The 26,925-nt window shown below is 39.7% G+C and carries 25 protein-coding genes; 13 read left to right on the top strand and 12 right to left on the bottom strand.

Going from position 1 to position 26,925, the window contains the following annotated elements:
* Positions 1–37: 37 nt before the first annotated feature.
* On the bottom strand, positions 38–1,720 hold the full coding sequence (locus C4F40_RS08635) for a DNA polymerase/3'-5' exonuclease PolX (RefSeq protein ID WP_196938928.1): 1,683 nt from the start codon (positions 1,718–1,720) through the stop codon (positions 38–40).
* A 344-nt stretch (positions 1,721–2,064) separates the two neighbouring features.
* On the opposite strand from C4F40_RS08635, the gene C4F40_RS08630 reads away from it, so the two are divergent.
* The 5 genes from C4F40_RS08630 (at position 2,065) to C4F40_RS08610 (ending at position 5,952) form a co-directional block, all read left to right on the top strand.
* Entirely contained in the window at positions 2,065–2,217 is a 153-nt protein-coding gene (locus tag C4F40_RS08630) for a hypothetical protein (protein ID WP_196938927.1), read from the top strand.
* Positions 2,218–2,242: 25 nt separating this feature from the next.
* Positions 2,243–2,866: a hypothetical protein gene (locus C4F40_RS08625; RefSeq protein ID WP_196938926.1), complete on the top strand. Its 624-nt coding sequence runs from the start codon at positions 2,243–2,245 to the stop codon at positions 2,864–2,866.
* Positions 2,867–3,376: 510 nt separating this feature from the next.
* On the top strand, positions 3,377–4,486 hold the full coding sequence (locus C4F40_RS08620; RefSeq protein WP_196938925.1) for a sensor histidine kinase: 1,110 nt from the start codon (positions 3,377–3,379) through the stop codon (positions 4,484–4,486).
* Positions 4,483–5,136 (top strand): response regulator transcription factor, encoded by a 654-nt coding sequence (locus C4F40_RS08615; RefSeq protein WP_196938924.1) that lies wholly within the window; start codon positions 4,483–4,485, stop codon positions 5,134–5,136. Before C4F40_RS08620 ends, C4F40_RS08615 begins: the two co-directional genes overlap by 4 nt.
* Positions 5,137–5,442: 306 nt before the next feature.
* Entirely contained in the window at positions 5,443–5,952 is a 510-nt protein-coding gene (locus C4F40_RS08610; protein ID WP_196938923.1) for an RNA polymerase sigma factor, read from the top strand.
* Between the two features lie 97 nt (positions 5,953–6,049).
* Here C4F40_RS08610 and C4F40_RS08605 read toward each other — a convergent pair whose 3' ends face one another.
* Both C4F40_RS08605 and C4F40_RS08600 read right to left on the bottom strand, forming a co-directional pair.
* Complete coding sequence (locus C4F40_RS08605) at positions 6,050–7,849, bottom strand: glycoside hydrolase family 15 protein (RefSeq protein WP_196938922.1); 1,800 nt, start codon at positions 7,847–7,849, stop codon at positions 6,050–6,052.
* Positions 7,842–10,055 (bottom strand): bifunctional alpha,alpha-trehalose-phosphate synthase (UDP-forming)/trehalose-phosphatase, encoded by a 2,214-nt coding sequence (locus tag C4F40_RS08600; RefSeq protein ID WP_231389969.1) that lies wholly within the window; start codon positions 10,053–10,055, stop codon positions 7,842–7,844. The genes C4F40_RS08605 and C4F40_RS08600 overlap by 8 nt, the downstream gene beginning before the upstream one ends.
* A gap of 187 nt (positions 10,056–10,242) precedes the next feature.
* Here C4F40_RS08600 and C4F40_RS08595 point away from each other — a divergent pair, with 187 nt between their 5' ends.
* On the top strand, positions 10,243–10,755 hold the full coding sequence (locus tag C4F40_RS08595; protein WP_196938921.1) for a hypothetical protein: 513 nt from the start codon (positions 10,243–10,245) through the stop codon (positions 10,753–10,755).
* 68 nt (positions 10,756–10,823) lie between these two features.
* Here the strand turns inward: C4F40_RS08595 and C4F40_RS08590 are convergent, their stop codons facing one another.
* The 5 genes from C4F40_RS08590 to C4F40_RS08570 all read right to left on the bottom strand — a co-directional run bounded on the left by C4F40_RS08590 (position 10,824) and on the right by C4F40_RS08570 (position 14,999).
* Positions 10,824–12,146 (bottom strand): NAD(P)/FAD-dependent oxidoreductase, encoded by a 1,323-nt coding sequence (locus C4F40_RS08590; protein WP_196938920.1) that lies wholly within the window; start codon positions 12,144–12,146, stop codon positions 10,824–10,826.
* 183 nt (positions 12,147–12,329) lie between these two features.
* Entirely contained in the window at positions 12,330–12,662 is a 333-nt protein-coding gene (locus C4F40_RS08585; RefSeq protein WP_196938919.1) for a 2Fe-2S iron-sulfur cluster-binding protein, read from the bottom strand.
* 19 nt (positions 12,663–12,681) lie between these two features.
* Positions 12,682–13,686 carry an NAD(P)/FAD-dependent oxidoreductase gene (locus C4F40_RS08580; RefSeq protein WP_196939300.1) on the bottom strand — a complete coding sequence of 335 codons (1,005 nt, stop codon included), beginning with the start codon at positions 13,684–13,686 and terminating at the stop codon, positions 12,682–12,684.
* Position 13,687: 1 nt separating this feature from the next.
* The gene (locus C4F40_RS08575; RefSeq protein WP_196938918.1) at positions 13,688–14,131 is read right to left on the bottom strand and encodes a MarR family winged helix-turn-helix transcriptional regulator; all 444 of its coding nucleotides are present in this window, start codon (positions 14,129–14,131) and stop codon (positions 13,688–13,690) included.
* A gap of 313 nt (positions 14,132–14,444) precedes the next feature.
* Positions 14,445–14,999, bottom strand: coding sequence for a DJ-1/PfpI family protein (locus C4F40_RS08570; protein ID WP_196938917.1), 555 nt, complete (start codon positions 14,997–14,999; stop codon positions 14,445–14,447).
* 519 nt (positions 15,000–15,518) lie between these two features.
* Here C4F40_RS08570 and C4F40_RS08565 point away from each other — a divergent pair.
* The 4 genes from C4F40_RS08565 to C4F40_RS08550 all read left to right on the top strand — a co-directional run bounded on the left by C4F40_RS08565 (position 15,519) and on the right by C4F40_RS08550 (position 20,053).
* A complete protein-coding gene (locus C4F40_RS08565) occupies positions 15,519–16,478 on the top strand; it encodes a manganese catalase family protein (protein ID WP_196938916.1) in 960 nt (319 codons plus the stop codon).
* A gap of 10 nt (positions 16,479–16,488) precedes the next feature.
* The gene (locus C4F40_RS08560; protein WP_196938915.1) at positions 16,489–16,821 is read left to right on the top strand and encodes a hypothetical protein; all 333 of its coding nucleotides are present in this window, start codon (positions 16,489–16,491) and stop codon (positions 16,819–16,821) included.
* A 171-nt stretch (positions 16,822–16,992) separates the two neighbouring features.
* Positions 16,993–19,209, top strand: a complete 2,217-nt coding sequence (locus C4F40_RS08555) for a glycoside hydrolase family 88 protein (protein WP_196938914.1) — start codon at positions 16,993–16,995, stop codon at positions 19,207–19,209.
* A gap of 85 nt (positions 19,210–19,294) precedes the next feature.
* Positions 19,295–20,053 carry an SDR family oxidoreductase gene (locus C4F40_RS08550; RefSeq protein WP_196938913.1) on the top strand — a complete coding sequence of 253 codons (759 nt, stop codon included), beginning with the start codon at positions 19,295–19,297 and terminating at the stop codon, positions 20,051–20,053.
* Positions 20,054–20,055: 2 nt separating this feature from the next.
* Here the strand turns inward: C4F40_RS08550 and C4F40_RS08545 are convergent, their stop codons facing one another.
* Complete coding sequence (locus tag C4F40_RS08545; protein WP_231389968.1) at positions 20,056–20,886, bottom strand: MBL fold metallo-hydrolase; 831 nt, start codon at positions 20,884–20,886, stop codon at positions 20,056–20,058.
* 121 nt (positions 20,887–21,007) lie between these two features.
* Positions 21,008–21,244: a hypothetical protein gene (locus C4F40_RS08540; protein WP_196938912.1), complete on the bottom strand. Its 237-nt coding sequence runs from the start codon at positions 21,242–21,244 to the stop codon at positions 21,008–21,010.
* A gap of 647 nt (positions 21,245–21,891) precedes the next feature.
* Between C4F40_RS08540 and C4F40_RS08535 the strand changes: the two genes are divergently transcribed.
* The 3 genes from C4F40_RS08535 (at position 21,892) to C4F40_RS08525 (ending at position 25,192) form a co-directional block, all read left to right on the top strand.
* Positions 21,892–22,731 (top strand): RteC domain-containing protein, encoded by an 840-nt coding sequence (locus tag C4F40_RS08535; RefSeq protein ID WP_196938911.1) that lies wholly within the window; start codon positions 21,892–21,894, stop codon positions 22,729–22,731.
* Between the two features lie 261 nt (positions 22,732–22,992).
* Positions 22,993–23,346, top strand: a complete 354-nt coding sequence (locus tag C4F40_RS08530; RefSeq protein WP_196938910.1) for a helix-turn-helix domain-containing protein — start codon at positions 22,993–22,995, stop codon at positions 23,344–23,346.
* Positions 23,347–23,368: 22 nt separating this feature from the next.
* The gene (locus C4F40_RS08525) at positions 23,369–25,192 is read left to right on the top strand and encodes a helicase-related protein (protein ID WP_449325342.1); all 1,824 of its coding nucleotides are present in this window, start codon (positions 23,369–23,371) and stop codon (positions 25,190–25,192) included.
* Positions 25,193–25,204: 12 nt separating this feature from the next.
* Here C4F40_RS08525 and C4F40_RS08520 read toward each other — a convergent pair whose 3' ends face one another.
* Entirely contained in the window at positions 25,205–26,005 is an 801-nt protein-coding gene (locus C4F40_RS08520) for an RteC domain-containing protein (protein ID WP_449325341.1), read from the bottom strand.
* 62 nt (positions 26,006–26,067) lie between these two features.
* A complete protein-coding gene (locus C4F40_RS08515) occupies positions 26,068–26,694 on the bottom strand; it encodes a CGNR zinc finger domain-containing protein (RefSeq protein ID WP_196938909.1) in 627 nt (208 codons plus the stop codon).
* Positions 26,695–26,925: the final 231 nt, after the last annotated feature.

The following is a 26,925-nucleotide window of genomic DNA, read 5'->3' as shown; positions in this document are numbered from 1 at the left end:
ATGTGCCTCAATATATCGTTTTAACAAGTAGACGGTGTTACGTGTTGTGAGTTTTTGATTTTTTGCTCGAAAAGTATGCTGAAATCTCGTTTAAGTTATATGCATTTAAGCATTTATCTTTTGATAATCCCCCTTTTCTTGCCACAAAGACACCATAATGCATATCTAATAAACCTTCTGTACGGTGGGCATCAGGGTTTATAGATAACAGCACACCCCTGTCCAGCGCATACCGGTGCCAACGCCAATCTAAATCCAGACGCAGCGGATTTGCATTAATTTCAATTACAACATTATTAGCGGCGCAGGCGTCAATTACCTTTTTATAATCAATAGGGTAACCCGCTCTGGATAAGAGCAATCTTCCTGTCGGATGTCCTAAGATTGTCGTATATGGATTTTCAATTGCTTTCACTAATCGTGCTGTAGCTTTAGATTCCTCCATCTTCAGGTTGCTGTGTACGGATGCTACTACAAAATCAAATTTTGACAATACAATATCAGGATAGTCTAAAGAACCGTCTGAAAGAATGTCTGATTCAACGCCTTTGAATATTTTGAAGGGTGCTAACGTCTCGTTCAAATGGTCTATTTCTAACCACTGATCTTCTAACCGTTCGGTAGATAATCCATTGGCATAGACGGCTGTTTTAGAGTGATCGCAGATCCCCAAATATGTTAATCCAAGTTCTTCCTTTGAATACCGAGCCATCTCTGCAAGGGTATGTACGCCATCGCTATATGTTGTGTGATTGTGTAAAGTCCCTTTGAGATCTTCAAACGTAATCAACGTGGGCAATTGATTTGCCTTAGCCAATTCGATTTCATCAAAACCTTCCCTGAGTTCAGGTTCTATATAACTTATACCTAGCTGTCGGTATATTTCTTCTTCGGAATGTAATGCTGGCATTGTGACCTGTATTTGTTGCAGCAATTCAAGGTGTTTTTCAGAACCGGTTGTTATGAGCAAATCCTTGGCATATTGATTTTCAGAAGTAATATAAACCACGAAAGAGAAATTATTCTCGTCTTTGAATGAAATGCTATGTCTATCTTGATTCACAACGATTTCGTTGTTCAATTTTTCAACTGCTTTGTAGATTTCGTCTGCTGGCGCATCTGATAAAAGTTCGATGTTAGCGAGCACTTCGCATTTGCGTCTAAATTCACCAGTAAACGAAACACGGTGAGCAGAAAGCTGATTTTTTAAATGTGTATAAACTTGATTAGCAGAAGGTAATGCTTTGGCATAGAGTATCCATCCCTCGTTAGCAATCGTAAACTCGATCGCTTTTTTAACTTCTTCTTGCGTTTTCAATCCAAAACCTTTGGCTTCAATTAAACGATTCTCATTGCAGGCGTAATATAATTCACCAACGGATTCTATAGCTAGACCTTTCCAAACGATCTGTATTTTTTTAGGTCCCAATCCTTTGATATTAAGCATTTGTAAAACACCTTCAGGAGTCTTCGCTAAAAGATTTTCTAGGTCGGGGAATGTGCCGGAAGTTACAACCTGTTTAATTTTTTCGGCGGTACTTTTTCCAATCCCTTGCTGATCACCCAATTGATCCAGAGATGCATCTATAGCTGAAAATGGTAATTTGTCGATCTTAAATGAGGCACTTCCCATAGCTTTTGTGCGAAAAGGGTTTTCATTGTGCAATTCCATCAACTGAGCGCAAAGCTTGAATACGTTAGCTATAGATTTGTTATCCATCTTTAAATATATGAAATCTAAAATTTTGTGTATTCAAACTTAGATAAAATGCTTTGCATTTACGAACACATTCCGGAAAAACACACAATACGTAGTTTACCTTTCTACATAATGAAATCAGTTTATGTTAACTTAAATTTTTATTGTTGATCGGGGCGCAAATAGAACAAGAAGAATGTTCATTTTGGTTTTTTAGCGTATGGGATGTAACGATTATATTTCGTTTCTATCGTATTAATACGCGCTACGGTCGAAGAAAACACGGTTAATGCTGTTTTAAAAAAAACCAAAAGCGAAAAAACGGGTTTATAATATATAAATAGTTAACATTAAATTTCAATCTTATGGAAGAGTGGAGAGAAAAAGTGAAAAATGATGAGGTGCCGGAAGCGGCGAGGGAAGAACCCAATGATAAGCCGGCTGCAAAAACATTAAATTGGACTATCCTTATCGCCGTCGTATTGCTTACAATAATATATTTTGTGTTTTTCTATTAGAGACATTAGATATCTTTAATCGGAAATGAAATACAAGACAAGTATAAACTACAGCATAGAAACGTTGCCGTGGGCACCTTATATTCCAAAGGGATCTACTCACCTTATACTAGGTACATTTCCCTCGCAGCAAGCGAAGCGGAAGATCGATTTCTATTATCCAAATCCGGCTAATAGGTTTTGGAAAGTGATGGCTAATTTAGCAGAGCACCAATTACAATATTTTGAAGGAAAAGAAGCAGTCAATGAACGCTTAGCTATTTTAGATCAACTACGTGTTGGTTTGTCGTCCATGGGAAAGAAAATTATTCGGTTTGGAAATAGTTCGCTAGATGACGCTATACATGCCGTAGAATATTTGGATGTTTTTAGCCTGTTAGAAGATTATTCAGCTTTGCATACCTTGGTACTCACCAGCAGTTCTGGTAACTCGAGTACCTTGGCATGGTTTCGAAATTACCTTCTGTTAAATGCTGTTAAGCTAGCGATTCCTAAAAAGATAATGCTCCCTTTTGAAACGCAAATGTATTTCAAAAATAGGAGTATTCGCATTTTGGTGGTGAATTCGACATCAGGCATATCATCTAAAAGTTTTAACTATTTGTTAGAGCAGTATAGAAAAGCCTTAGTGCAGCATTCATTCAATTAATTCTAAAAATAATAAGGCACTCAAATCAAGAATTAGTTTCTTTTTTTTTGTTAGAATAGTGTTTTTAGGAAGTCCACCTCATGGTCTGGACTGTCGTGAATTCAGTAACTGTTTATATTGGTTGCTCTAAAGAATCAATTTTTTGCAGCATTGTTCCTGTATCGTGTTGTACTTTACTAATAACATTTTTTATACTGTCTTCTTTCCCACGACGGAACGGCTATGATCCTTTTTAGGTGTTGCTGATAATACACCTAAAGAGGATGGGCTTTTAGTAAGAATTAATACTCGAAATGTAGAGTAAAAGTACTGTAAATAACGTTTTGGTTAGCTATACGTAGCAATTAACTTTTATTAATATATATATTTAGCATCGCCAAAGCCAAACTAGCTATTATTTGTTGTTAATTAATAAAAAATTAGTGAAACGAGAAAACTTTTTTCTCGTTTGTGTGTATATATTATTATCTATCAGATTTTTGTGAAACGATTGTAAAACTTTAAAAAAGTATGGACGACAGTAGTATGGACGACAATATTAAATCCCTGCCAGAGGCAAGTCCCGTAATGAGACACGAAGAAATCCATTCGGAAGCTGTGTACGACCTTAATGCTGAGTCATTCGGCAGTTTTTTGAAATTTTTGGATTTATTCACCATTGGGCCCCTAGGCTATATGTTGATTAATAGAAGCGCAAAAATTGTTTACCTGAATAAAAGAGGGCGAGAAATTCTTGGTGTCCAATCGGAAGACATATTGGGTAGCTCACTTTACGGAGGTCTATATTCTGCCAGTATTAAGGCCTTGAACGATATACTGCAAAAACAGCAGGAGAATACGCTTTTCTCGGTGAAGCTACGTGTCAATTATCCTGGTTCTACACAAGAGTATCTGTATTTTTATATTAAAAAGATTCGGATCGCAGATAATGAAGATTTGTATGTTTTATTATTTTCTACAGTTAGCGTATTTGCGTCGGAAGTCGATGTGGAAGTTAACTTTATGGAGGCCATCATTGATGCGCAAGATAGGGAAAGAGAACAGCTTGGATCTATTTTGCACGATAGCCTTGCACAAGTATTGTACGGCATCCGGTTGAGCCTTCAGCATTTTTTAATGAAAAACCCTGAATTCAAAAGTAATATCCAGCCCATTAAAAGTATGCTGGATGAATCCATTCATCAAATACGTGATCTTTCTAAAGATTTGGCACCTTCCGTTTTAAGAGATTTCGGACTCAAAAAAGCGGTTATGGATATGGTCAAACGTATACATGTACCTCAGTTGGAGATTCATACGCATATAGAAGATGATATCCAGTTGCCGTATGAGTATGAGTTTGGAGTTTTTAGAATTATCCAGGAGCTTTTAAACAATTGCTTAAAGCATTCGAATGCAAGTGAAATTTGGATCAGGTTGTTTCGTAAAGATGAAAATTTAATAATGGAAGTAAAAGATAACGGGCAAGGCTTTTTGAACGGTGTCGATGAATGTATGTTGAAAGGAACGGGTTTAAGAAATATTAAAAATAGAGTTGAAGTCATGAAAGGTACACTTTCTATCGATTATGACGGAAGTGGATGTGTTGTTAAAGTAGTCTTTAAAAATAAAGGTAAATGATAAAAATAATGTTAGCTGACGACCATAAATTGGTCAGAGACGGCATTCGTCTATTATTGGAAAGTCAAGAAGATATTGAAATAGTAGGAGTGGCCACTAATGGACAGGATGTGTTAAAATTATTGGATGAGGGATTGCAGCCAGATATATTGCTTTCTGATATAAGTATGGAGCCTTTAGATGGAATTGAATTGGCAAAGATTATTAGTAAATTCGAAATAAGACCTGCTATTATTATATTGTCAATGATGGATAATGAACAATATATTGCTAGATCTTTTGAGTCAGGCGTTTCAGCTTATTTAGTTAAGAATGTAAATTCAGAAGAATTGCTCTCTGCTATACGGTACGTAGCCGCGGGCGGAAAGTATCTCTGTGAAGAATTGAGTATGCAATATGTAAATAGATTAATTTCTAACCGAATGACATACCCCGATATGCCTAACAAGGTTGATCTGAATTTGTCGGTAAGAGAATTAGAGGTGTTGGAGAAATTAGGGGAAGGATTGACTAACAACGAAATATCCGATAAGCTTTTTCTTAGCAAACGAACGATTGAGGGGCATCGTCAGAATTTAATTCAAAAAACAGGATGTAAAAATACCGCTTCTCTAATTAAATTCGCCGTGTTGAATGGTTTGATCAAATAGCCTACCCTTTCCGAGCAAGAGTCGTACGCACGGCTATAAACGCATTATTGATAAATAATGCGTTTTTTTTTCTGAGGTATGTTTAATTATTTTTTTGTGTGATAAAATGCTGATTACAGCCGTATATATACGCGGCTGGCTTTTATTAGACGTTTTCTTGAGGGTGGTTATACTTGTTTTCGTTCATTTGGAAGGAATCAGCATAAAATTTGATATTAAGATGATGAATTAAGGACGAAAGGAAGACCAATTTTTGGTCGCGTGAGATTTGCATGAATGAAGTTTTAAACCCTAAAAAGATTTTTTATGGACAGAGTACAATTTAACAGCCTGGTGCTAGGACAAAGTAACTTATTAAAGGATTATGCAAAAAATCTAACCAAAAACTACGACGACGCTAACGACTTGGTACAGGAGACCATGTTAAAAGCAGTACATTACTTTGAGAACTTCAAAGAGGGAACTAATCTGAAAGGGTGGTTAGTGACGATCATGAAAAACACATTTATAAATAACTACAGACGTGCTGTCAAATCCAAGTCGGTCATTACCGTAGAAGAAGAGATTTCGTCGGTCAGTTTACGTTATTCGGCCTCTAACAATCGTGGGGAGAATAAATGCATGTTAGATGATATCAATTATGCGCTCGCGAAGTTACCGGAAGATTTATATATATGTTTTATTATGTTTTATGAAGGATATAAATATGATGAAATAGCGAAACATCTTGCCATTCCGGTGGGAACGGTAAAGACTCGAATCCATATAGCTCGTAAGAGATTGAAATCAACGCTCTCCAGCTATAAACTCAATTAGCTTTCCATTTTTTATTGATACGCAAAAAGCAGTCTGTGGTTACAGACTGCTTTTTAATAATATTTTTTCCTTATTGCCAACGTCGCCTATCGACTATTTAGTCAGTCAGGAAAATCGGTTTATCCAATTTGGTCGCAATACGGTATGCTGCATTCATAAGCCCCACATGACTATACGCCTGTGGAAAATTGCCCCATTGACTTCCGTTATCTTCGTTGATGTCTTCACTAAAGAGCATGAGGTGGTTGCCATATTTTAGCAGTTTTTCAAAGATATTCTGTGCTTCGTCAACACGTCCTACACAGGCCAACGCTTCTACGTACCAAAATGCACAAACCAAGAATGTAGTGGTCGGTTTACCAAAGTCGTCGCGATGAAGGTATCGATAGAAAAGGCCGTCTTTTCCCTTTAATTCTTTTTCCAGCCCCTCGAGATGGCTTTTTGCACGTTCGCCATCTGGTTTAAGGTAATTCATCATAATTAATTGGAGCGTACTTGCATCGAGGTTGCTGCTACCTACAGCATTGGTGTATAGGTTTCGTTCGCTGTCGTAACAGCGTTCGATATAGTCAGCAGCTTTCTCTTTCAACTTTTGAGCTCGCTCTCTGATATCCTCGTATCCATTTTGGTGTGCTATTTTAAGTGCCGCTGAAGCACCGGCCCACTGAAACAGATTAGAATAAGCATGATGATTCGCGAAGTTTCTAAACTCCCAGATACCTGCGTCTTTTTCATCAATTGTCATTTCGATCTTTTCCAAAATGTACAATAGCCAATTCTTAACATCCTTTCTCTCATCGACTGGAAAGCGATAGTCTGTAAAAAGTGGAAGCAGTGCAATCATGGCCTGTCCATACACATCATTTTGGATATGTTCATAAGCCTGATTACCGACACGAATTGGTTTGTTGCCCAAATATCCCTCTAGATGTTCAAGTGTTTCCTCGTAGAGACTTTTTTTACCCAAAATTCCATAAAGAGGTTGAAGTCTTCCAGCATCCGTTTGGGTAATCCCGGCTACATATGAAGCAAATTTCTCCATTTCTTCAAATTTACCGATATGTGCCAGCGCCGTTAACACATAGAAGCTATCTCTTACCCAACAATACCGGTAATCCCAGTTTCTTCCAGATCCCGGAGATTCGGGAAGACTTGTTGTACTAGCTGCGATAATTGCTCCTGTATCCTCATATTGGTGTAGCTTCAGCGTAAGTGCAGACCGTATGACCTCTTTTTGGTAAAAATTTGGAATGTTTGCTTTTTTCGTCCATTCCCGCCAATATTTTTTTGTCTTATGTAAGAAATCTTCAGCAGTGCTTTCCAATGGCGCTTCGAATAATCCACCGTAGGTTAAAATAAAGTGTTTCTTTTCATTAATGATGATATAGCTCTCTTCTTTATCAAAAAAGTGACTAATCGGAATATTAGTCGTTAACCTTATGTTTTCCGTCGTATTGTGATATTGCACGTGGTTGCTACCTCTTGATCTGGTAAAGCCTTCTTTTCCATACGAGTAGCGTGGTTCGCAATTTACTTTAATTTTCGGATTGCCATAGAGCGGTTCAAAGATCCGAACAAGCATGAGCGGTTTATAATACCGTTCATATTGATTGAACCTAGGAGCAAAATCGATTACTTTAAATCCCGCATTAGGACCTTTGACTTCGGTTACCAAAATATTGGTATTCTCAAGATAATATTGCTCCTGACTGTCAATCGGTCCTTCTAGATTAAAGGAAAATTCTCCACCTAAATTTTCATCCAATAGTTTTCCGAAAATAAAACTATCTTCAAAAGAAGGCCAACATAGCCAGGAGATATTCGTGCTCTTATGGACGTGAGCTATATAAGAGCAGTTTCCTATTATTCCACTTTCATAAACATGTTTTTTATTCATATGGTATTGTGTTTTCTGCATTTAGGTGTGTAAAGGATTTTAAAAATTTCAAGGCATCGATCTGCGTGTCGACATAAAATTTAGCATGTGATTGTTTGTCGCCGACTTTCACGGACACTGTATTAGATGGGAGTTCTTGAAACATATCTTCATCTGTCGTGTCGTCGCCTATACTCAAGATAAAGTCCGGGGTCATGGTGTTTACAAGTTCCAAGGCTGCCTTTCCCTTGTTTGTCTGCATCACTTTTATTTCCACTACCTCATCCCCGTGTACGACCTGCAGTCCGTAATCTGATGCGAGATTTTTCAATTGTACAATAAGATTATGGGCTTGTAATAACCCCAATCCTTTTTGAACTTTACGGTAGTGCCAAGCAACGGCATACGATTTTTCTTCGATAGAAGCTCCTGGAGTTCGATCGGTATAATGTTGAAGTATCTCCTTGATATGATTTTTCCATTTGTTGGAAATACCTTTTTTAGCACGCCATTTTTTATCCGGATAATTGGTCCAAATTCCGTGTTCTCCGATCAAATATACCGGCTTTTTACCAAACCACTTTTCTAATTCAAGGTGTCTGCGTCCGCTAATGATAACGACGGTATTGTTTGGATCCGCAGTAAGAGAATCAATTAAACTGTAAACTTCCTCAGTAGGAACAGCTTTATCGGCGTTTATATTGATACCCACCAATGTACCGTCATAATCCAAAAAGAACAAACGATTTTGGCTATTTGTATACCTGTCGTGTATCGCCGATCGAATTGAATAGGCTACTTTGCGTGCCAACTCTTTTCGTTGAAGATGTTTAGTTTCCTGCAGTTTTTCCATGAATAGCTTTACCCAATGATATACGTGGAATTTTTCCACGATATGTTGACAAGCTTGTATTCTTTCTTTTTGCTCTTTTGCCGGCATATTTAGCGCGTGGTATAATGATGCACTTACTTTTATAGAATCGTGTGGATTAATGAGTACGGCATCGGTCAATTCTTTGGAAGCGCCGGTGAATTCGCTTAGGAGTAGTACGCCTCGTTTATCAATCTGCTTGCTGGCGATGTATTCTTTAGCTACGAGATTCATTCCGTCTCGAATTGAATTTACTAAGCAGACGTCAGCAGCTACATAGAGGGCAGACAATTCTTCGCTAGGAATAGATTGATAAAAATACGCCACCGGACTCCAGCCGGGTCTGCCGTAAACGGCATTAATGTTTCCTACTAATTGGTCAATATCGTTACGTAACTTTTTGTATGCCGAGACTTGATCCCGCGAAGGTACAATCAACATATAGAGGACGATTTTTCCGATCATTTCGGGATGGGATGTTAATAATCGTTCCAACGAACGCAGTCGCTCTATGATCCCCTTGCTATAATCTAGCCGATCTACAGAAAGTATTATTTTTTGATTTCTGTAATATTCTTTTACTTCCTGAGCTTTTTGTATCACCTGCGGGCTCAATGCCGCATTTTTGAACTTTTCATAATCAATTCCCATAGGAAAAGCTTCTACAAATATTCGGCGCCCATTACATTTCAGATTGTTGTAATGGGCTTCCATGCGTAAGTTATTGCTACAGGAATTAAGGAAGTTTTGAGTATCTTCAAAAGTATGGAAACCAATTAGATCTGCTCCCAATAGACCTTTTAAGAGTTGGTTACGCCACGGCAGCATTTTAAACAATTCTTCGGGAGGAAAGGGTATATGGTGAAAATATCCGATGGTAAACGACTGATCCTGCTTACGTAATAGCTCAGGAAGCACCATCAACTGATAATCATGAATCCAGATATTTGTATCGCTATCAAGATGTTTTAGTGCTTCTTCGGCAAATTTGTTACTAACATTTAGATAGCTATTCCAATATGCCTCATTAAAATCTACGAAACTTGGTCTGTAATGGCACAGTGGCCATAGTACAGCGTTCGAAAATCCTTCGTAATATCCTTTTATATCCTCTTGCGTTAAAAATACGGGTATTAAATTGAGAGAATGTAGTTCCCTACGGATAAACTCTTCTTCCTCCGTATTTTTCGGGATTATTCCAGGCCAACCAAGCCACCACGAACCATCTTCACGATAGAAGGATCCAAGCCCTGTTGCTAATCCCCCCTCGCTACGGGTAACAACTAATTTATTTTTCTTTCTTTCAATTTTTACGGGTAATCTGTTAGAAATTATAAATGTTTTTCCTATTGTCATAATACTTTTAGATGTCATTTATAAAACCTATGCAGCATATATTTGTTTAGAAAGATTCTGTAATACGTATTTATACGTGTTCTTTTCTTTTTTGTACGATGTAAAACGGTAAGGTTGACCTACAGAAACCGTATTTTAGTTGGCTGTAGAGTTCGTATATTGCTTCTTCAACCCAAATGTGAAATTTATGAAGGCAACGTGGATGTGTTTGTTGTTCGTAATGTGTTCTTCTGGGACCGAAGCGCACAGTGAAGAGCAGCTAATTGGTCTCCAATTAGATAGTGTAGTCGATCGCGAATTTATAGTACACTCAATTATTTTAAGGACACGCTGTTTGCACCTGTCACAAGAAGCTTTAAAATATACAGACAAGGGCGATATTGTTGATTTTTCGAAGCAAATGGCGAACCAAATACATGGAAGCCAGTCTCAGTTTTTGGCAGTAGCAAAGCTTGTTAAATTCAGTCTGCCTGAAGATCTTTATGGTACTGCTATTGCAGGGTTAGCTTTAGAGAAGTCCAATGCAAAATCCCTACGTAGTAATATAATTAACAACTATCGGGAACTGATTGAATTGATTCTGCGCCACTATATGTTTACGCTGGTTCGAACAGATAACGTAGCTATTAAAGAATTTGTTAGACAAGAGATAATCGCTTTATCTAATCTTAAAGATGCTTGTGTTAAATTGAAAAACTAAAATTAAAAGCGTTTTTCAGAAAAAAGCAGAAAAAGCACGACCTTCTTCTGCAGTTAAGTCCTAGGCTATTAAGAACTTTGTTCCGTCATTTCTTTTTTAACCACAATAGGATCAGGTCTGTGATATTTATTGACAATTAAACGGATGCCGGAGTTTTTCGTTAAGAATTTAATCGACCAATTAACAAAAGTGATCACCTTGTTACGGAATCCGAATATGGAAACCAAATGGACAAACATCCAGGTCATCCAGGCGATAAATCCCTTCATATGGATTTTCCCCATATCGACTACCGCTCTATTACGCCCTATAGTAGCCATTGATCCTTTATCAAAATAGCTGAAGTCGGCGATAGGTTCTATTCCGGACAATAGACTTACGATCTGTTCCGCTACATATTTTCCCTGCTGCTGCGCTACCGGTGCTACACCAGGAAGGCCTCTTGGATTTTCGGGTGTCACCATTGCTGATACATCTCCTATGGCATACACGTTCTCTAGGCCTTCTACCTGACATTTCCCGTTCGTGCGGATCCGGTTGCCACGTTCGATAATTTCTGGATTCAGCCCTTCCGGATATTGTCCTTTTACTCCAGCTCCCCAGATCACTGTTTTGGTTGGGATGCTTTCGCCATCGCTAAACGTAATTGTATTTCCGTCGTAGCCCGTTACTTGTGTATTCAACATCACCTTCACACCTAGCTCATTTAAGTATCGTTCCGCGTCGCGTGAAGACTTTTCTGATAGTGCCCCTAGTATTTTTCCCGTTCCCTCGATAAGAAATACCTTCATTTCGTGTTCTGAAAGTTCAGGATAATCCTTTTTCAACATGTGAAGCTGGATTTCGGCAATGGCTCCCGATAACTCCACTCCGGTAGGTCCGCCACCCACCACCACAAAGTTGAGGTAACGCTCCCTTTCCGACATATTTTTGCGTAATACAGCCTCTTCCAGATTCTGTAAAACATAACTTCTGATATTCAATGCCTCTTTGATGCTTTTCATAGGTAAAGAGTATGTTTCTACTTCTTTATTACCGAAAAAGTTTGTTATAGCACCCGTAGCAATCACCAAGTAATCATAATCGTAGCTACCCACAGAAGTGTGTACTACCTTCTGCTCGGAATCAACACGAGTTACTTCCGCCAATCGGAATCTAAAATTATGTTGTGATTTAAACATTTTGCGAATCGGAAACGAGATCGCGTCTGAAGCCAACGTACCCGTCGCAACCTGGTACATTAAGGGCTGAAATGTATGGAAGTTGTTCCTATCTATTAGTAGCACTTCTAAATCTTTATCCTTTAGTTTGCGGGCTACCTCTACGCCACCAAAGCCACCTCCAATAACAATCACGCGGGGAAAAGAACGCTCAGAACGGGTCAACAACATATATCGTTTATTTAGTTTTGTTTCGAAAAAAATTAAAGCTCAAATATCCTAAAATTTTACGTTATTTCAGTAATTATTTTTCAATATATTGGGCTTAAATTAAGAGATAAAGTTTCATTTTTAGCACAAAAAGGGGGTTTATTTCATTTAAAGACAATTTGCTTAGTGTATTAAGTACACAATTTATTGTAATGCACCTCTTATTTTTATGCTTAATCCATTATGCTCATTTTTTAACCGCAATTGACAAGCCAATCGGCTATTGTCATCGGCGTCAGGTAGCGTGTCAAGCATGTCGAGTTCCTGATCTTCTGCCTCAGGGAGTTTTTCAATGCCGACTTTGATCTGAACACGGCATGTTGCACATAGCGCCATGCCACCGCATGTGGCTAAGATTTCATATTCTGAGGCCTTTAAGATTTCCATCAAACTAAGATTAACGTCTGTCGGTATATCGATATTATGCAATGTACCATCTCGATCTTCCACTTCTATTGTGATGATGTTTTCGTCCATAAGGAAAAGTGTTATTTATTTAAAAAGTATTGATACCGTTTACAGTGGTGTACTTAAAACTTAATTTTTGATCTGGATACACATATTTGAAGGCACTTTGCATCATTAAAGCTGCTTCGTGGTAACCGCTAAGAATAAGCTTTAATTTTCCAGGATAAGTGTTTATATCTCCAATAGCGTATATGCGCTCTACATTGGTCGAATAATCAAATGTGTTTACCTCGATGGCATTTTTGTTAATATTCAAGCCCCAATTTGCAATCGGACCTAATTTTGGCGTTAAGCCATATAATGGAATCAGATGGTCTGCTTCTATCAAAAATTCATCCTTAGCTTTATTGGCTAATTTCACGTGAGACAATGAACCATTGCCTTGTACACCCAATAGATTGTGGGATAATAGTAGGTTTATTTTACCTTTTTTTGCCAGCTCATAAACCTTGTCTGCCGAATCGGGTGCTCCTCTGAAACTCTCACTTCGATGTACTAAGGTAATTTCTTCGGCGATATCGCTCAAATAAATTGTCCAATCCAATGCCGAGTCACCGCCTCCCGCAATCACTATTTTTTTTGACCGGTAGATTTCTGGATTTTTAACCATGTAATCAACTCCCTTTCGTTCAAAATCCAAAATGTCTTTTACATCCGGTTTTCGGGGCTCAAAACACCCTAATCCCCCTGCCACCGCAATCACCTGGCAGTGTATTTTTGTATTTTCAGAAGTCGAAACGATATAAGATCCATCGGTTTGCTGCTCCAAGGAATCAACCCGCTCTCCTAAGGTAAACGTAGGAGAAAATGGTTTTATTTGCTCCATCTGATTATCAATGAGTTCTTGAGCTTTGATGGCCGGATATCCGGGAATATCATATATCGGTTTCTGCGGATATATCTCAGACAATTGACCACCAACTTGAGGCAATGCGTCGACAAGATGGCATCTCATTTTGAGTAATCCCGCTTCAAATACAGCGAATAGGGCTACCGGACCCGCACCTATTATACATATATCGGTTTGTATTATATTATTCATCTTTGTTTGTTAAATTCGTATAAATTGTGTCTAAAATTCGCACGAAGTGCGTAAAATCTTCGTCAGAAAGATTTTCCCAGGCCTGCATGCGAAACGCCGCCACCTTCGGTGCAATTTGATTGATCTTCGTCGTGCCACTTTCCGTTAGCTGTAAGGTGAGACACCTTCGGTCAGATGGGTGGCTAGCGCGTTCGACTAATCCTTTTTTTATCAGTAGATCAATTATCCGTGTCAATGTGGGTTGATCTTTGCCACACATTTCCGCTAGCTCTCTATTGGTCATAGCCGCAGTTTCATGGAGGGTGCGCATGACTGTCCACTGATCAACAGTTAAGTCGAAGTTATTTTGTGCGAACGCGGTTTGTGCAAATTGCTTTACCCGTCTGGCCGTACGATCTAAAATAAACGAATATTGATTGTATTTTTCCGTTAGCATAACAACTATTTGTACAACAAATATAATGATTATATTTTAAATACTATTTAAGCCATATGTTCGGTTTATACAGAAGACCAAGCGCTACGATTTTTACATGAACAATTTGATAATAAAACGGCTCAAAGTACTTCGGTAATGATCCATGAATTCGAGGAGTGATCGACGATGATTGAGAATGCAGAGCCGACTGTGAATTGAACGCGGTATAGATGACAAAACTTCTTTGCTCGAATCGCTTCGTTGTTTATAATTTTATGTTCTGTATTGTAACCGTTTACCGGCAGAAGAGTTTCTATATACATCTATCATACTATGAGCTATTCGGACGCAATACCTGTAATCTGCTTTGCAAAATTTCGTGTAATATACGGTGGAAATCGGGCATATCGTCACTGGTACGGCTGGAGATTAAGTTGCCGTACACAACGACGGGCTCGTCTTCCCAAATGCCACCGGCGTTTTCAATGTCAACTTTAATAGTTCGCACACTTGTTATATGCTTGCCCCTTATGTAACCGATATCCAACAAAGGCCACACACCGTGACATAATGTTCCTATTAACTTATTGTTGCATACGAAAGATTGTACAAATGTCTGCACGTCGCTGTCAGTACGGAGATTATCAATGCTTAATGCCCCCCCGGGCATAATTAACGCATCGTACGCTGTTGGATCAGCTTCATGGATATGTCGGTCAATAGCATAGGAGGCCCCCCAGTCCTTATAGCTCCACGAACGAGCGAATTCACTTTTTTTAGGAGAAACCAATTCATAGCTGTACCCTTGTTTTTTAAAATAGGACTGGGAAGCTTTTACCGCCTGCTCATCAAACCCGTCAGATACCAAAATAGCTAAATGAAACATAAGCATCTTTTTACCTCTATTAACTATTTATTTGCAAAATAGTTTCATGAATATCTACTCCTTTTTTTAGATAAAGATGTGCAAAGTCATATCGCCTTGTGTATGTCTATCGATGAGCAACAAGGAAGGAAATCGTCAGTTTACGACAGGAAGTACGAGCGGATTACTACCTTTTCAACATTCTACTCATACCACTTTCCAGACAAGCCACAGATATTTTCTGTCGTCATTTCTCGACACTGAGATTTATTGATAACGTAAAAATTGCTTAACATTTATCGCCAAGGGTAACTCGTTTACACACCTCATTCGTACCGTATAATGATGTCTCTCACCTACGTAAAATACGTTATTTTACACTTTAATACTCCTTGGATGTATTGTCAGAAACTTTTCTGTGCTGCATGTGGTTAAGCACAGCAGAAAGTAGGAGATATCCATTCCGGTGCGAAATGTATATCAATCGCTACTTCAGGTTAGTAAAATAGCCGCTATTTATAACTCTTAAATAAATATATTATGTTTTACCACGTTCAAAGTTTAATTAATCCCATTGTCGACGATCAGCCAGATCCATCGGCAGCCAATGCGCTACAGGAGGGGCTTGGCGGACAGTTCGGCGAAATGCGCACGATGATGCAGTACCTGTTTCAGAGTTTCAATTTTAGGGGCGATGGCATTCCTTATCTTGACCTCATCCAGGGAGTCGGTATCGAAGAAATCAGCCATGTGGAACTGATCACCAAAACGATTTCACGTTTGCTTGACGGTGCGCCGGAGTACCATGGTGGTAAGTTCGACGTCCCCGGTAAAGGGGGTGTTCCGACGATGGATATGGCTAAAGAACAGCAAAACCCGCATCATTTTATCGTTGGTGCCCAAGGAGCGTTGCCTGTAGATGCAGCCGGCAATCCGTGGAGCGGTTCATATGTGCACAATCACGGTAACCTCATATTGGATCTGATGGACAACTTGGTACTGGAATCTACAGGTAGACTCCAAAAATGCAGAATTTATCAGATGTCATCGAACAAAACGCTTAGAGCAACTGTCGCTTTTCTCATTGCACGCGATGAAGCCCATCAGATGGCATTTGCTAAAGCGCTGGAAACGCTGGGGGTCGACTGGGCGAAAGCATTACCGATTCCGAAATTTGATGCCGCGCAGTATCCTGAGGTAAAGAAATTGATGGACGCGGGCATCCATCGTGAACAGTATACCTTTAGACTCGACGGCTCACAGATGGAAAAGATTTTCCAAGGTAGTGCGCCATCTAACGACGGAACCGAATTGGTAACACTAAAAGAACCTAGGGAATCCTATCCAAATCCTATCGCGCCGGAGCGGCCGGAAGAGTTTGCACCGGGCCTGGATCCCGAGATGCAACAGCTTGTAGATGCATTTACCGAGTTTAAGGAAAAGACCGTTAAGAATATGGAGAAGAAGGCGGGACCAAATCCCCGAACAAAAAAGAAATAAATACACGACTATGAAAATATATGAACAAGCGCAGCTAGAGAAGAGACCAGGTTTCGTAATAGCAATGATTATCCGGATTCCGGAAGGCGAAGATCGGCATTCTGATCATCCCGAAAATGCCGCAAACGATCTGCATGACGTGGAAGGCGTCGAAAAAGAGCCGCAGCAGAGCGATATCGATCGAGCAGTACGGGGGCATGTGCAGCCAGTCCCGGATGAAGAGGACGAAGAGTTGGGTACGCCTTACGATTCGGAGGATGAAGACGCCGAGGGTAGCAACCTTGATGACGCTGAAGATCTCATGGGTGAAGACTCAGAAATCGACGACGAGACGACAATATAGTGTACCGGCCAGAGAAGTCGTACAGTTGCCCGCTGTAGCAACACGGTTAGCCACGGCGGGTTTCCAATGGTTATAAACCAATAAAAAAAGTATGTTAAGTATCGACATAAATGTAATGCAGTACGGTTCGGATAGCGCACTCTTAATCCGATGAATTAAAGAATCTTTGCTATGTATAAAGACCATTTGCCGTTGCAGGATACCACGCAAGCGTATATCCAAGCTTTTAAATACCGCACCTACCAGGTCATCTATAATGAAACCGGAACAAAGGACGGCATAAGGTTGCTTAGCATAATGGGTATATTGACGCTTTGTGTAAACCTACCGAATGGAAGGGTGGTCTTTTGCCGCATTGTCGATGGCCGGGATATAGCCCCGAATGCAATCCAGGCTACAAAAGGAAAGAATAAGCTGCGAGTCCGTATGGAGACGTCCAACGGAACTTTTGAGGTCGACATAGAAACGGGGCAGGAGGCCGGCCTCAATCTTCATTATGCGGTACGCTTCACGCCCAAAGAGGATGTACTCATCGATGACATGCCTGCCGACCTATTAATACTGAAAAGAAGTTCATTTTCGCCCGCCCCCGAAGGGGAGGCGTACGCGGAGCAGATGCAAATCCGGTCAGGGATTGCTTTTGTGGATTTCGGAAAGTCAACACCGGGTTGCCTTTTTTATTTCCAGAATTTAGGTGCACTTAATGATTATGCAGAAGACGTTCAGGTTTCATTGGCCGATACGGTAAAAATTAAATGGCCGGAGCTAGGTTATACGATCCCCGTATCATCTACACGTTCCCTGCGAAAAGGAAAGAAGTATATCCTGAAGGACACCTTTGTATTATACCACTCGAATAAACCAAAGGATAAATTTGATGTAGCATCAAGCTATCTGCGTATGCAGGAAATCGTGTACCGCAAAATAGATCGCCCGACAACGAAGGTGCAGGACTACGAGCAGTATTTGGCAAACTGCATTTCTGACCTATATACGTATAAGGGGTGCTGGGAGCAGGTGGAAGCGCAGGCTTACCTCAACGCTTATGTAAGCGATTATGAGAACCCGGTAGAAATCATGGTTCAGCTCGCGGTACTTATTCCACTTTTACCCATCTGTAAAAAGGCAGAATCAGCCAAGCTGGATTATATTGCGGACACCCTTATTAAAACGATTCCACATTTTTTCGATTCGAAGATAAAGACATTTATACGGTGGCTACCTAAAGAGGAGAACCGTTTAGATGGTTCAGAAGAGCAGAAAGAACCGCGGATTATGGATTCATGGTATCTGCACCATCCGTTGCTTGCTATATCACATCTCGTTCGGGATGGGCACGTAGACGAAAAAATAAAAGACATGTTTTTTCAGTCTGTGGATTACAGCGTCCGTGTGGCCAGGAATTTTAAATACAAGTGGCCCATTTTTTACGATATGGACACATTGGAAGTTGTAAAGAAGGAGGCAGGACCCGGCGAAGGGGGCGAAAAAGATGTAGCAGGCATGTATGCCCAGCTCATGTTGCGGGCGTACGAACTTTCAAAGAAAAAAAAATATATCGATGAAGCCGTTAGAGCCGTAACGAGACTGCGATCGTATGAACACGATATTTTATATCAAGCAAATAATAGCAGTTTTGCAGCAGAAGCGTTGCTAGAACTATGGGCTATTACTAAGCAAGACCGCTATCTTGATCTTAGCGTCTTGTTTATGTCCAACATTCTGCGCAACACATCCTTGTGGGACCGCCAATATGGAAACAGTAAAGAATACCCAAGCTTCTTTGCCCTTTTTCCACTCAAGGACGCGCCGTACTCGGCGGTGTTTGAGGAGCATGAATGCCTTGCTTCCGCGCACCGTTATCTGCAGATGGCTTATGCTTATCGTGCTCCCTTGCCGGAAGGTATTCGGGCACTCTTGCCAGAATATGTCAAATACGCCTGTCAACGCATACCCCATTACTTCCCTCCCTTATTGCCCGCAGATATTCTGGCTCCAGAAGTCAAATCCGGTTATTTAGACAAGGACCTTTGGATGCCCGTAGAGGATCTCGGCGACGGCTGGGAACCGGTAGGCCAGGTAGGTCAAGAAGTATACGGTGCAGGAGCACTGTTTAACTTGGTAAACCGGCACTTTTTCGATTTGGATAAGGAGGGCACTCGACTATTTTTGGAATATCCAGCAGTTGACATGAAACGCCTGAAAAATTCCCTTTCGTTCCGGCTTACGGGTATACCAGCTTACAGTTGCCGTGTCTGGATAACAAGTCCTTCAGAAAAGGAATACCGGCTGGAAGTCCATGGGGGAGAACCGCAAAAAGAGGTAATCATCAGGGGTAAGTCAATCCTTTTAAAAGGGGGCGACCGCGTTACTATACATTGGGGGTAGGTATGGAGCAAAAGAAAAAGAAGTAAAAAAAGCAAAGGAAATAGATGTATATAACAAATTTTTAAAATCATTAAACGAAAGCGATATGAAAGATTTAAATGCCTATTGGAAAGAAAGTCTATCCGAAAAAAGAGTTGTGATCACCGGAGGAAGCACGGGGATCGGCCGAGAAATTGCCTTATTACTTACGTCCTTAGGGGCACGCTGTCTGATATGCGGCCGTCATCAAGAACAGATTGATGAAACAATAGCCGCTAGCAAGGAAGTAGCCACAACTGGGTCCTGCGATGGAACTGTCGCTGATATCGCCAAGCGGGAAGACATAGATCGCTTGTTTGAAACGGCAGACCAACGCCTAGGGGGAGTGGATATACTGATCAACAACGCTGCCTTAGGCTATGGCAGCGTGTCCGAAGGAGATTATGAAGACTGGGACTATCTTGTCCGCGCCAACTTAACAGCATATCTTGCCTGTAGCCATTATGCCGCAAAACGGATGGCAGCCGAGGGAAAAGGCCACATCGTCAACATTGGATCCATGAGCGCGGACGTCCGGGAAGCGGGCAGTTCAGTGTATGTCGCTACGAAAACTGGCATACAGGGGTTTTCGGAAGCCCTGAGAAAAGAGCTCAATCCCAAAAAAATCAAAGTAACGTTAATTGAGCCAGGTGCTGTAGATACCGATATGCAGGCAGGAAGCACGTCAGAAAAAGAAGAAAAAGTAGATAATCTTGAGATGCTGCCTGCAGAGGACATCGCTATGGCGGTCGGATTTTGTCTTGCGCAACACGAACGTTGCGATATCGTTGGTTTACAGATCAGGCCTCACTTGCAATTCATCTAAGGTCAAATAAACCGACCGTGGTCCGGCTTTGCCAGCTCATCGAAATTGTTAATTAAATTGTCCAGTCCAGTGGTCAGCTTAATTCCCTCGAGCATTTGTCCGTGTCCGGGAATTACTAATTGCGGATCGAGCTCGCGAAGCCGTACGATGGAATCGTATGCCCGCTTCCAGTCCGTTGTAAGGTATCTAGGCGGACCATTAACTTCGGTTTCCTGAATTAGCACTTTATAAAATGAATCCTGTCTAACCGTAATGAAAGCATCACCGGAGATCAACGACCTGTCTCTTTCCCTAAATAGTGCGATCTGACCTGGCGAATGGCCAGGGGTGGGTATCCATTTCCATTCGTGGAGAAATGGTATCGTACCGTCTGGGGGTAAGGGAAGTAACTTCTCACCTATATCTATTGATTCATGCGGATACATGGACGATATTTTGGCCAAAAGCCCGCCCTCAACCGAACTGTCCGGCTCGGGATAATCTTTGCTGCCCGTCAAATAGGATAATTCCAGCGTATGGGCAAAAACCGGAACATCCCAATGTTCCAATAAATGCACCACATTACCGACATGATCAAAGTGCCCATGCGTAAGAATGATTGCAGACGGTTCGTGACCGACTCCAAAACGATCATAAGCTAGCGATAAAATCTCATCCCCGCATTTTGGCATGCCCGTATCCACCAGCACCCAGTTGCTTGTAGTCGGATCTCCGATCATAATGATATTTACGATCTGATTCGTATAGTAGTAAAGGTCATCCCTAACTTCCTTTCCTGTATTGCTGTGAAAGGACGTCATCGGTATAAATTTGTTATCGTCGCTTTGTTTCATCGCTGATAGTTTTATATCCTCCTCGGTGATTATTCATTATGTTCCTTGTTTCCTGAAAAGAATAGCAGTCTCCAAAACATGGAAAAATTGGAAACCGCTATTCTATATACTTATCGATCTGTCAATCATGCCCCTCGGTTTTCACTATTTTATTATAGATGCCGAAAAGTAGAAATGGAGCGGCCCATTGTCCGATAAATAGTGCGGTATGCTTGTGTCCCATACACTTAAGTACAGCCGACGTTGCCATAGCTGCAACGGATATGCACAGGTACGTATCTGAGGGAATCTTCGCTGTAATATTCTCGATTTTTTTCGTCATTTCCCCTTCCGTGTGCTGGTTTTGTAAATTTTCCATTTTGTTTAATTTTTTGTGTAATACTATACTGTTTCTAGAAATATAACACAGGTACACACATATTGTTGGAATAGACTGTATCTCAGGTATTTTATCGAATAAATCGCGCCATGATACGCTAATCTTTCGTTTTATACCTACCTGTAAGATTGCGCTCGTATTTTTTTGGATGCGAATTTTCTTTCCGATACGTATATCGCCATCAAAAAAGGGGTACATCACTTCAAAACTCCTTGATGATTAGAATGGTTGTACTGTTAGAAACAAAAACATCTTTTTTTTGAAAAAAACATTAGAAAACTCTAAGCGAGTTAATACAGAGTAGATTACGTTAAGGAGGTTTCTTATAGGTAACGATTAAGTAATGGTGCTAACTGCACTCACTTTCAGTGGTTTTCTCCTTGTAACTCAGTGCAAATTTACAAAATATGAATAAGATCTTTTGTGCTAAGCAGTTTTTTTTGCTTTTTAAATTTGATATAAAACAAATCGCATTCAGTATTATATAAAGAAAAGTAAACCTGAATAAGAAAAAAAATCTTACCCAACTTGGGTGTAACTTGGGAAAAAGAGCGATTGATAATCCTAATCTTTGTAAAGAGCAATTCTTCAATTGCAATTAGTATTCTAACAAAAACTATATTGCCATGAAATACTCTTTACATAAAATCATTGACGATGTAAGTCAATATGAAAGCAAAATTGTGAATGAGGCATCTGGGTCTTTGGACGAGGCACTCAAAATGATTAGCTATTTGCAAGAAGTCCTTATCTCATTAAAAGCATCAGTTACGAAAGAAGGTTTTGAGAGTGAATGGGATGAAATCAATTTTTTCAGGAACGTCAAACCTGGTATTCTTGGTAAACTGATTTATTACAACAAGGTTTATCGTATTGAATGTGCCTGTCCTCTCGGTAGCGGAAAAATATACAGGAACTATTTTTCCAACCAAATAAAAGAACTCAAACAGGAATTTGAAGAGCATATTTTTAATTCAGAATTCTACAGATACTATCGGTCGGGAAGAAATGACCGAGACCAGACCTTTTTCAGATTGGGCAATATTAATTTCTATGATGGGTTGAACAGCTTTGTTTTTGAAATCGACCATCACTTTTCCACTTATTATGATTATAAAGTTGCACGCATCATAGCCAACGATCTGCTCCAAAATTATTTGCATCTTAAATTAGATTCGATCGAGGACAGTAACTTTAAGGATGAAGAAGCCACTAAAGACATTTTTTGGACGAGTAGTAAAAATGCCCTTGTCGAACTCATATATGCGATGTATGCTTCAGGAGCTGTATCACATGGAAAAGTGGGGATAAGAAAACTAAGCATGATAGCGCAGATAGTTTTTAGTGTTTCGTTGGGTGATCTTCATCATGCGTTTCCCCGTATGAAAACAAGAGCAGGTTCCCGGACAGCATTTTTAGACCAACTCAAAATTTCCCTCGAAGAATACATGGATAAAGATCTTTAGCCATTTTATACAGCTTACATTCAAAAAAGTTAAAAGCAGTACCAAAACGTACTGCTTTTTCTTTTACCCATATGTGCCAATTGGCAAATGTTAGCAAAACTCCTTTCTAAACCCCCTCTAATGCCTTGAAAACTCTATAAAACAAGGGTTTTTCCTAATTGTGAAAATTTCTAAAAAACAGCCAAACCAATTGGTAAGGCTTGGCAGACAAACCCTGCCAAACTTCTCAAATTTGCATAAGTGACATTAAAGAGTTGTGCAATGAAAATTATAACAATTGAAGAAGAGGCATGGAAACAGTTGAACAACCGTATCAATGCCATTGCCGATTACCTTAAAAGACAGGAGGAAAATATCTACGATGAGCTATGGTTGAATAACCATGAGGTATGCCAATATCTGCATATCAGCGAAAAAACCCTATGGCGAATGCGTAGCAAGGGTGAGATAGCTTATTCAAAGCTTTATGGACAATATTTCTATACCATAGGGGCTATCAAGGATATGCTAAATGCCAATGCTGTACAAACCAGTGACGAGTATGTAAAAGAGCTGATGGCAAGAGGCAAAAGCTATATCGAAAAAGGCAGAAAGTTGAATACTGGCAAGCAATAAGACTACCATTAAACATATAAATATGAATATCGACAGAATTGAATTTATAGCGTGGATGGAGAGTATTTTAGAACGTCTTATTCATTCCTTTGATTCCTGGGCTGCTATTTACGCAAGGAAAACGACCGATTATGAATTTTCGGTTGCCAACAATATTGTTGCAAAAGAACGTTTCCGCTATTTTATCAAAGTGCCGGAACTGGCACAATTCTATTCCGAAATCACGGATTACCGGACAGCAAAAGATATAGGCATTGACCGTCCTGAAAAGAACGAAGTACTGTACAACATACCGCCTACGCCCGACCAGGAAGTGTTTATTCAAAAACTAATGGAATTTGCCAAATCGGGAAATGCTTCTTTATTAGGAAGAGCTCCTTTATCTCCGTCAGAAGAAAAGGCAAAAATGCTCATCGCTACCGACTATGCCCGTAAGATGTCTTTGGATATGCGTATGGTAAGCGGTGCGTATGATGACCACCCCGACAACAAAGGTTCTCATTGTGCAGTAAACATTGCTAAGTACTACAACCAATACAACGCACAAAAAGGAACGCAGTTTGTTTTTTCTGATTTGGGAACCTACAAGCCAGGTGAATGGAATGTGTATTCCGAAATCAAACGCAAGCTTGTGGAAGACCACGGCATTCCGGCTCATGAAGTCCGCTTTATACAAGAAGCAAAAAATGATAAGCAACGCAAGGAGCTTATCAAAGGGATGAACGAAGGCAAAATCCGTGTACTGTTCGGTTCAACCAGTATGTTGGGTACTGGTGTGAATGCACAAAAAAGAGCCGTCGCCGTTCATCATCTCGATACGCCGTGGCGACCAAGCGACCTTGCCCAAAGGGACGGCAGAGCTGTTCGTAAAGGCAATGAGATCGCCAAGTTTTTTGCAGAAAATAAAGTAGATGTAATTATCTATGCAGTAGAAAAATCATTGGACAGCTATAAGTTTAATCTGTTATACAATAAGCAACTATTTATAGACCAATTAAAAACCAACAACCTTGGCAAGCGAACTATTGATGAGGGTAGCATGGACGAAAAATCAGGAATGAACTTTTCGGAATATGTGGCTATCCTGTCAGGAAATACAGATCTACTGGATAAAGCCAAACTAGAAAAGCAGATTGCCGGATTGGAAAGCGAAAAGCAGGCTTTTAATCGTTCTAAATTCAGTGCCAAGTATAAGCTGGAAGACTATTCGGCAGAACTTGACAAAGCCAAATCCCGCTTTGATCGCATGAGCCTCGACTGGGACAATTTGCAGCAACGCATACAAAAGCGGTCGGATGGTACTGTTGCCAACCCTATTATGCTAGACGGTTTACCGCCTAATGCCGACATCAAGCAAATCGGCACAAAACTGAACCAGCTTGCCGATAAATCGCGTACAGGTGGGAGTTATGAAGAAATCGGAAGCCTTTACGGTTTTCAGCTTTTAGTAAAAACGGAAATGTCTCAAAAAGACGGTGTGGATATTCGGGTAAACCGTTTTCTGATTCAGGGAGAGGGAAATATTAAATATACCTACAATAACGGTATTATAGCCAAAGATGAAAAATTGGCATCAATGAATTTTCTCAACGCATTGGAAAAACTACCAGTTTACATTGAACAAGAACAAAAGAAAATTGCTGAAATACAAAAAGATCTGCCTATCCTTCAGGAAGTAGTAAACGGTACTTGGAGTAAGGAGATGCGGTTGAGCGAACTCAAAACGGAGTTGGCTTCTGTAGAACGAAAAATACAATTGTCAATCACTCCAGAACCTTCAGAGGATGCACCAACGCCAATTATTGATAAAGCTACAAATAAAGAGCGATCGTCTATACGATTGTGATTTTGAAAATAGTTACCTCTCATCTTGTTCATCCATCTTTTTTAAAAGACTTTCATGCATGGTATCCAAAAATTTCGTCCGATTAAGTTTCCTGTTTTTCAATTCCAGATAAGTACGGTAGAAATCACCGAGATCGATATTGCAGAAACTTTCAAAGCTTTTCACAATTAATTTTATATCTGCCTTGCCGTTCCCAAATACACCTTGTGCATAGAGAGCGTAAATAAGCTCAGTTAAATCAGTTTTACTAGCTGTCCACGTCAACATTGAACTCTCGATTTTTCTTTGCTTGTTTATACTATTGAGTTGATCTTCAATGTAAACCTGTATAAGGTCATTGGCTATTATTTTAGCAACCTTATAATCGTGTGAAGTAGAAAATCGATGATCTGCCTCAAAATAAAATGTGTCTAGCCACAGTCTTATATCGTGTTTTTCACGTACAAAAAAATTCTCGTCAAGAAATGAATTATGGCTTCTATAATATTTGTAGAAATCAAGATTATTATCAAAGAACCTCTTTAGCTTTTTTAGTTCTTTGGTAAAATATTTCCTTATGCACTTAGTCCCGTATGGCTTTTTTGTTTCAATTTTATAAATGGCATTATAGTAGATGAGTTTTGAAACAATAACGGGTTTTTGGTGCTTAAAAAAATATATTTCTTCCTGTATGCTTTTAAAGTCCTTTTTGATCACAAATTGTTTCAATTCGGATAGAGAACTGATTATATATTTTATAGCGGTTTCGATTCTCTGAATAGAATAATCAGTTTCAATTTCTAGATCATTGATGGCAACTTCCAATTTAAACAATATGTCATTGTAACATTTCTCCATGCAATTGTTCCAATATTAATATTCGATTAATCAAATAATCACTCTGTGGTATTTTTTTTCCGGTCATTATAACGTTTCATTTTGTCACTTGTACCACAGTACTTCGGATTGCACCATTTTCTTTTGCCATTTTTCGTCTCATCTAGAAAAACCCAACCGCATTTAGGACATTCTTTGATTCTTGCCAGGTCACTTTCAGCCAGAAGAGTAGCCAATGATTCAACTGCAAGCCATACAGGGGCAGTTAGATCTCCCGAAATATTAATCTGATCTATGGTAAACTTTTTATCTCTATAGACCAATCTCTGTCGTGATACGGCATCTACACGCAATAGTAGATTAAAGGTGGGCAAGAAATGAAGCAGTTCTTCTTCACTATTTTTCGCAACAGCGGAAATTAACCCGTGTAAAATGGATCTTATCTCTTTAATACGATTGAGTGCAGCTTCCGCATCTTCCCACTGCTCTGCAGCAAATTCCCGAAGTCCTTGTAGCTGTTCACGGCTCGAAATATTAACCTTCAAACACCACTCGATAAAATCATCATACGTTTGGAAATAATCATATCTATCGGCACTAGTCCACGAACTTTGGGTATTGACGAAATTGCAGCACAACACTGTACTGTCAATATTCAGTGAGTTTATACTTCGTGTTTTACCCATATCAAGTTCCGTTTTTAGTTACTTTCGGCATCACTACTGAAAAATTACTTTGTAAAAGTACTAAATTTACCTTCAATATACAGTTTGGTAGTAAATATTGTATTTGTGCTTATCCGTTGACTTTTTTGTTACAATTAATCTTACGTGATGGATCCCACGAACTAAATTTAAGCACATGGATTTATTTAAGAAACGTTAGGGTCGTGTTTGATTGATAACGATAGTATTAGA

The organism is Sphingobacterium pedocola, assembly GCF_015209965.1.
In the GTDB taxonomy this organism is placed as follows: Bacteria; Bacteroidota; Bacteroidia; order Sphingobacteriales; family Sphingobacteriaceae; genus Sphingobacterium; species Sphingobacterium pedocola.
This window is presented reverse-complemented; position numbering and strand designations above follow the sequence as displayed.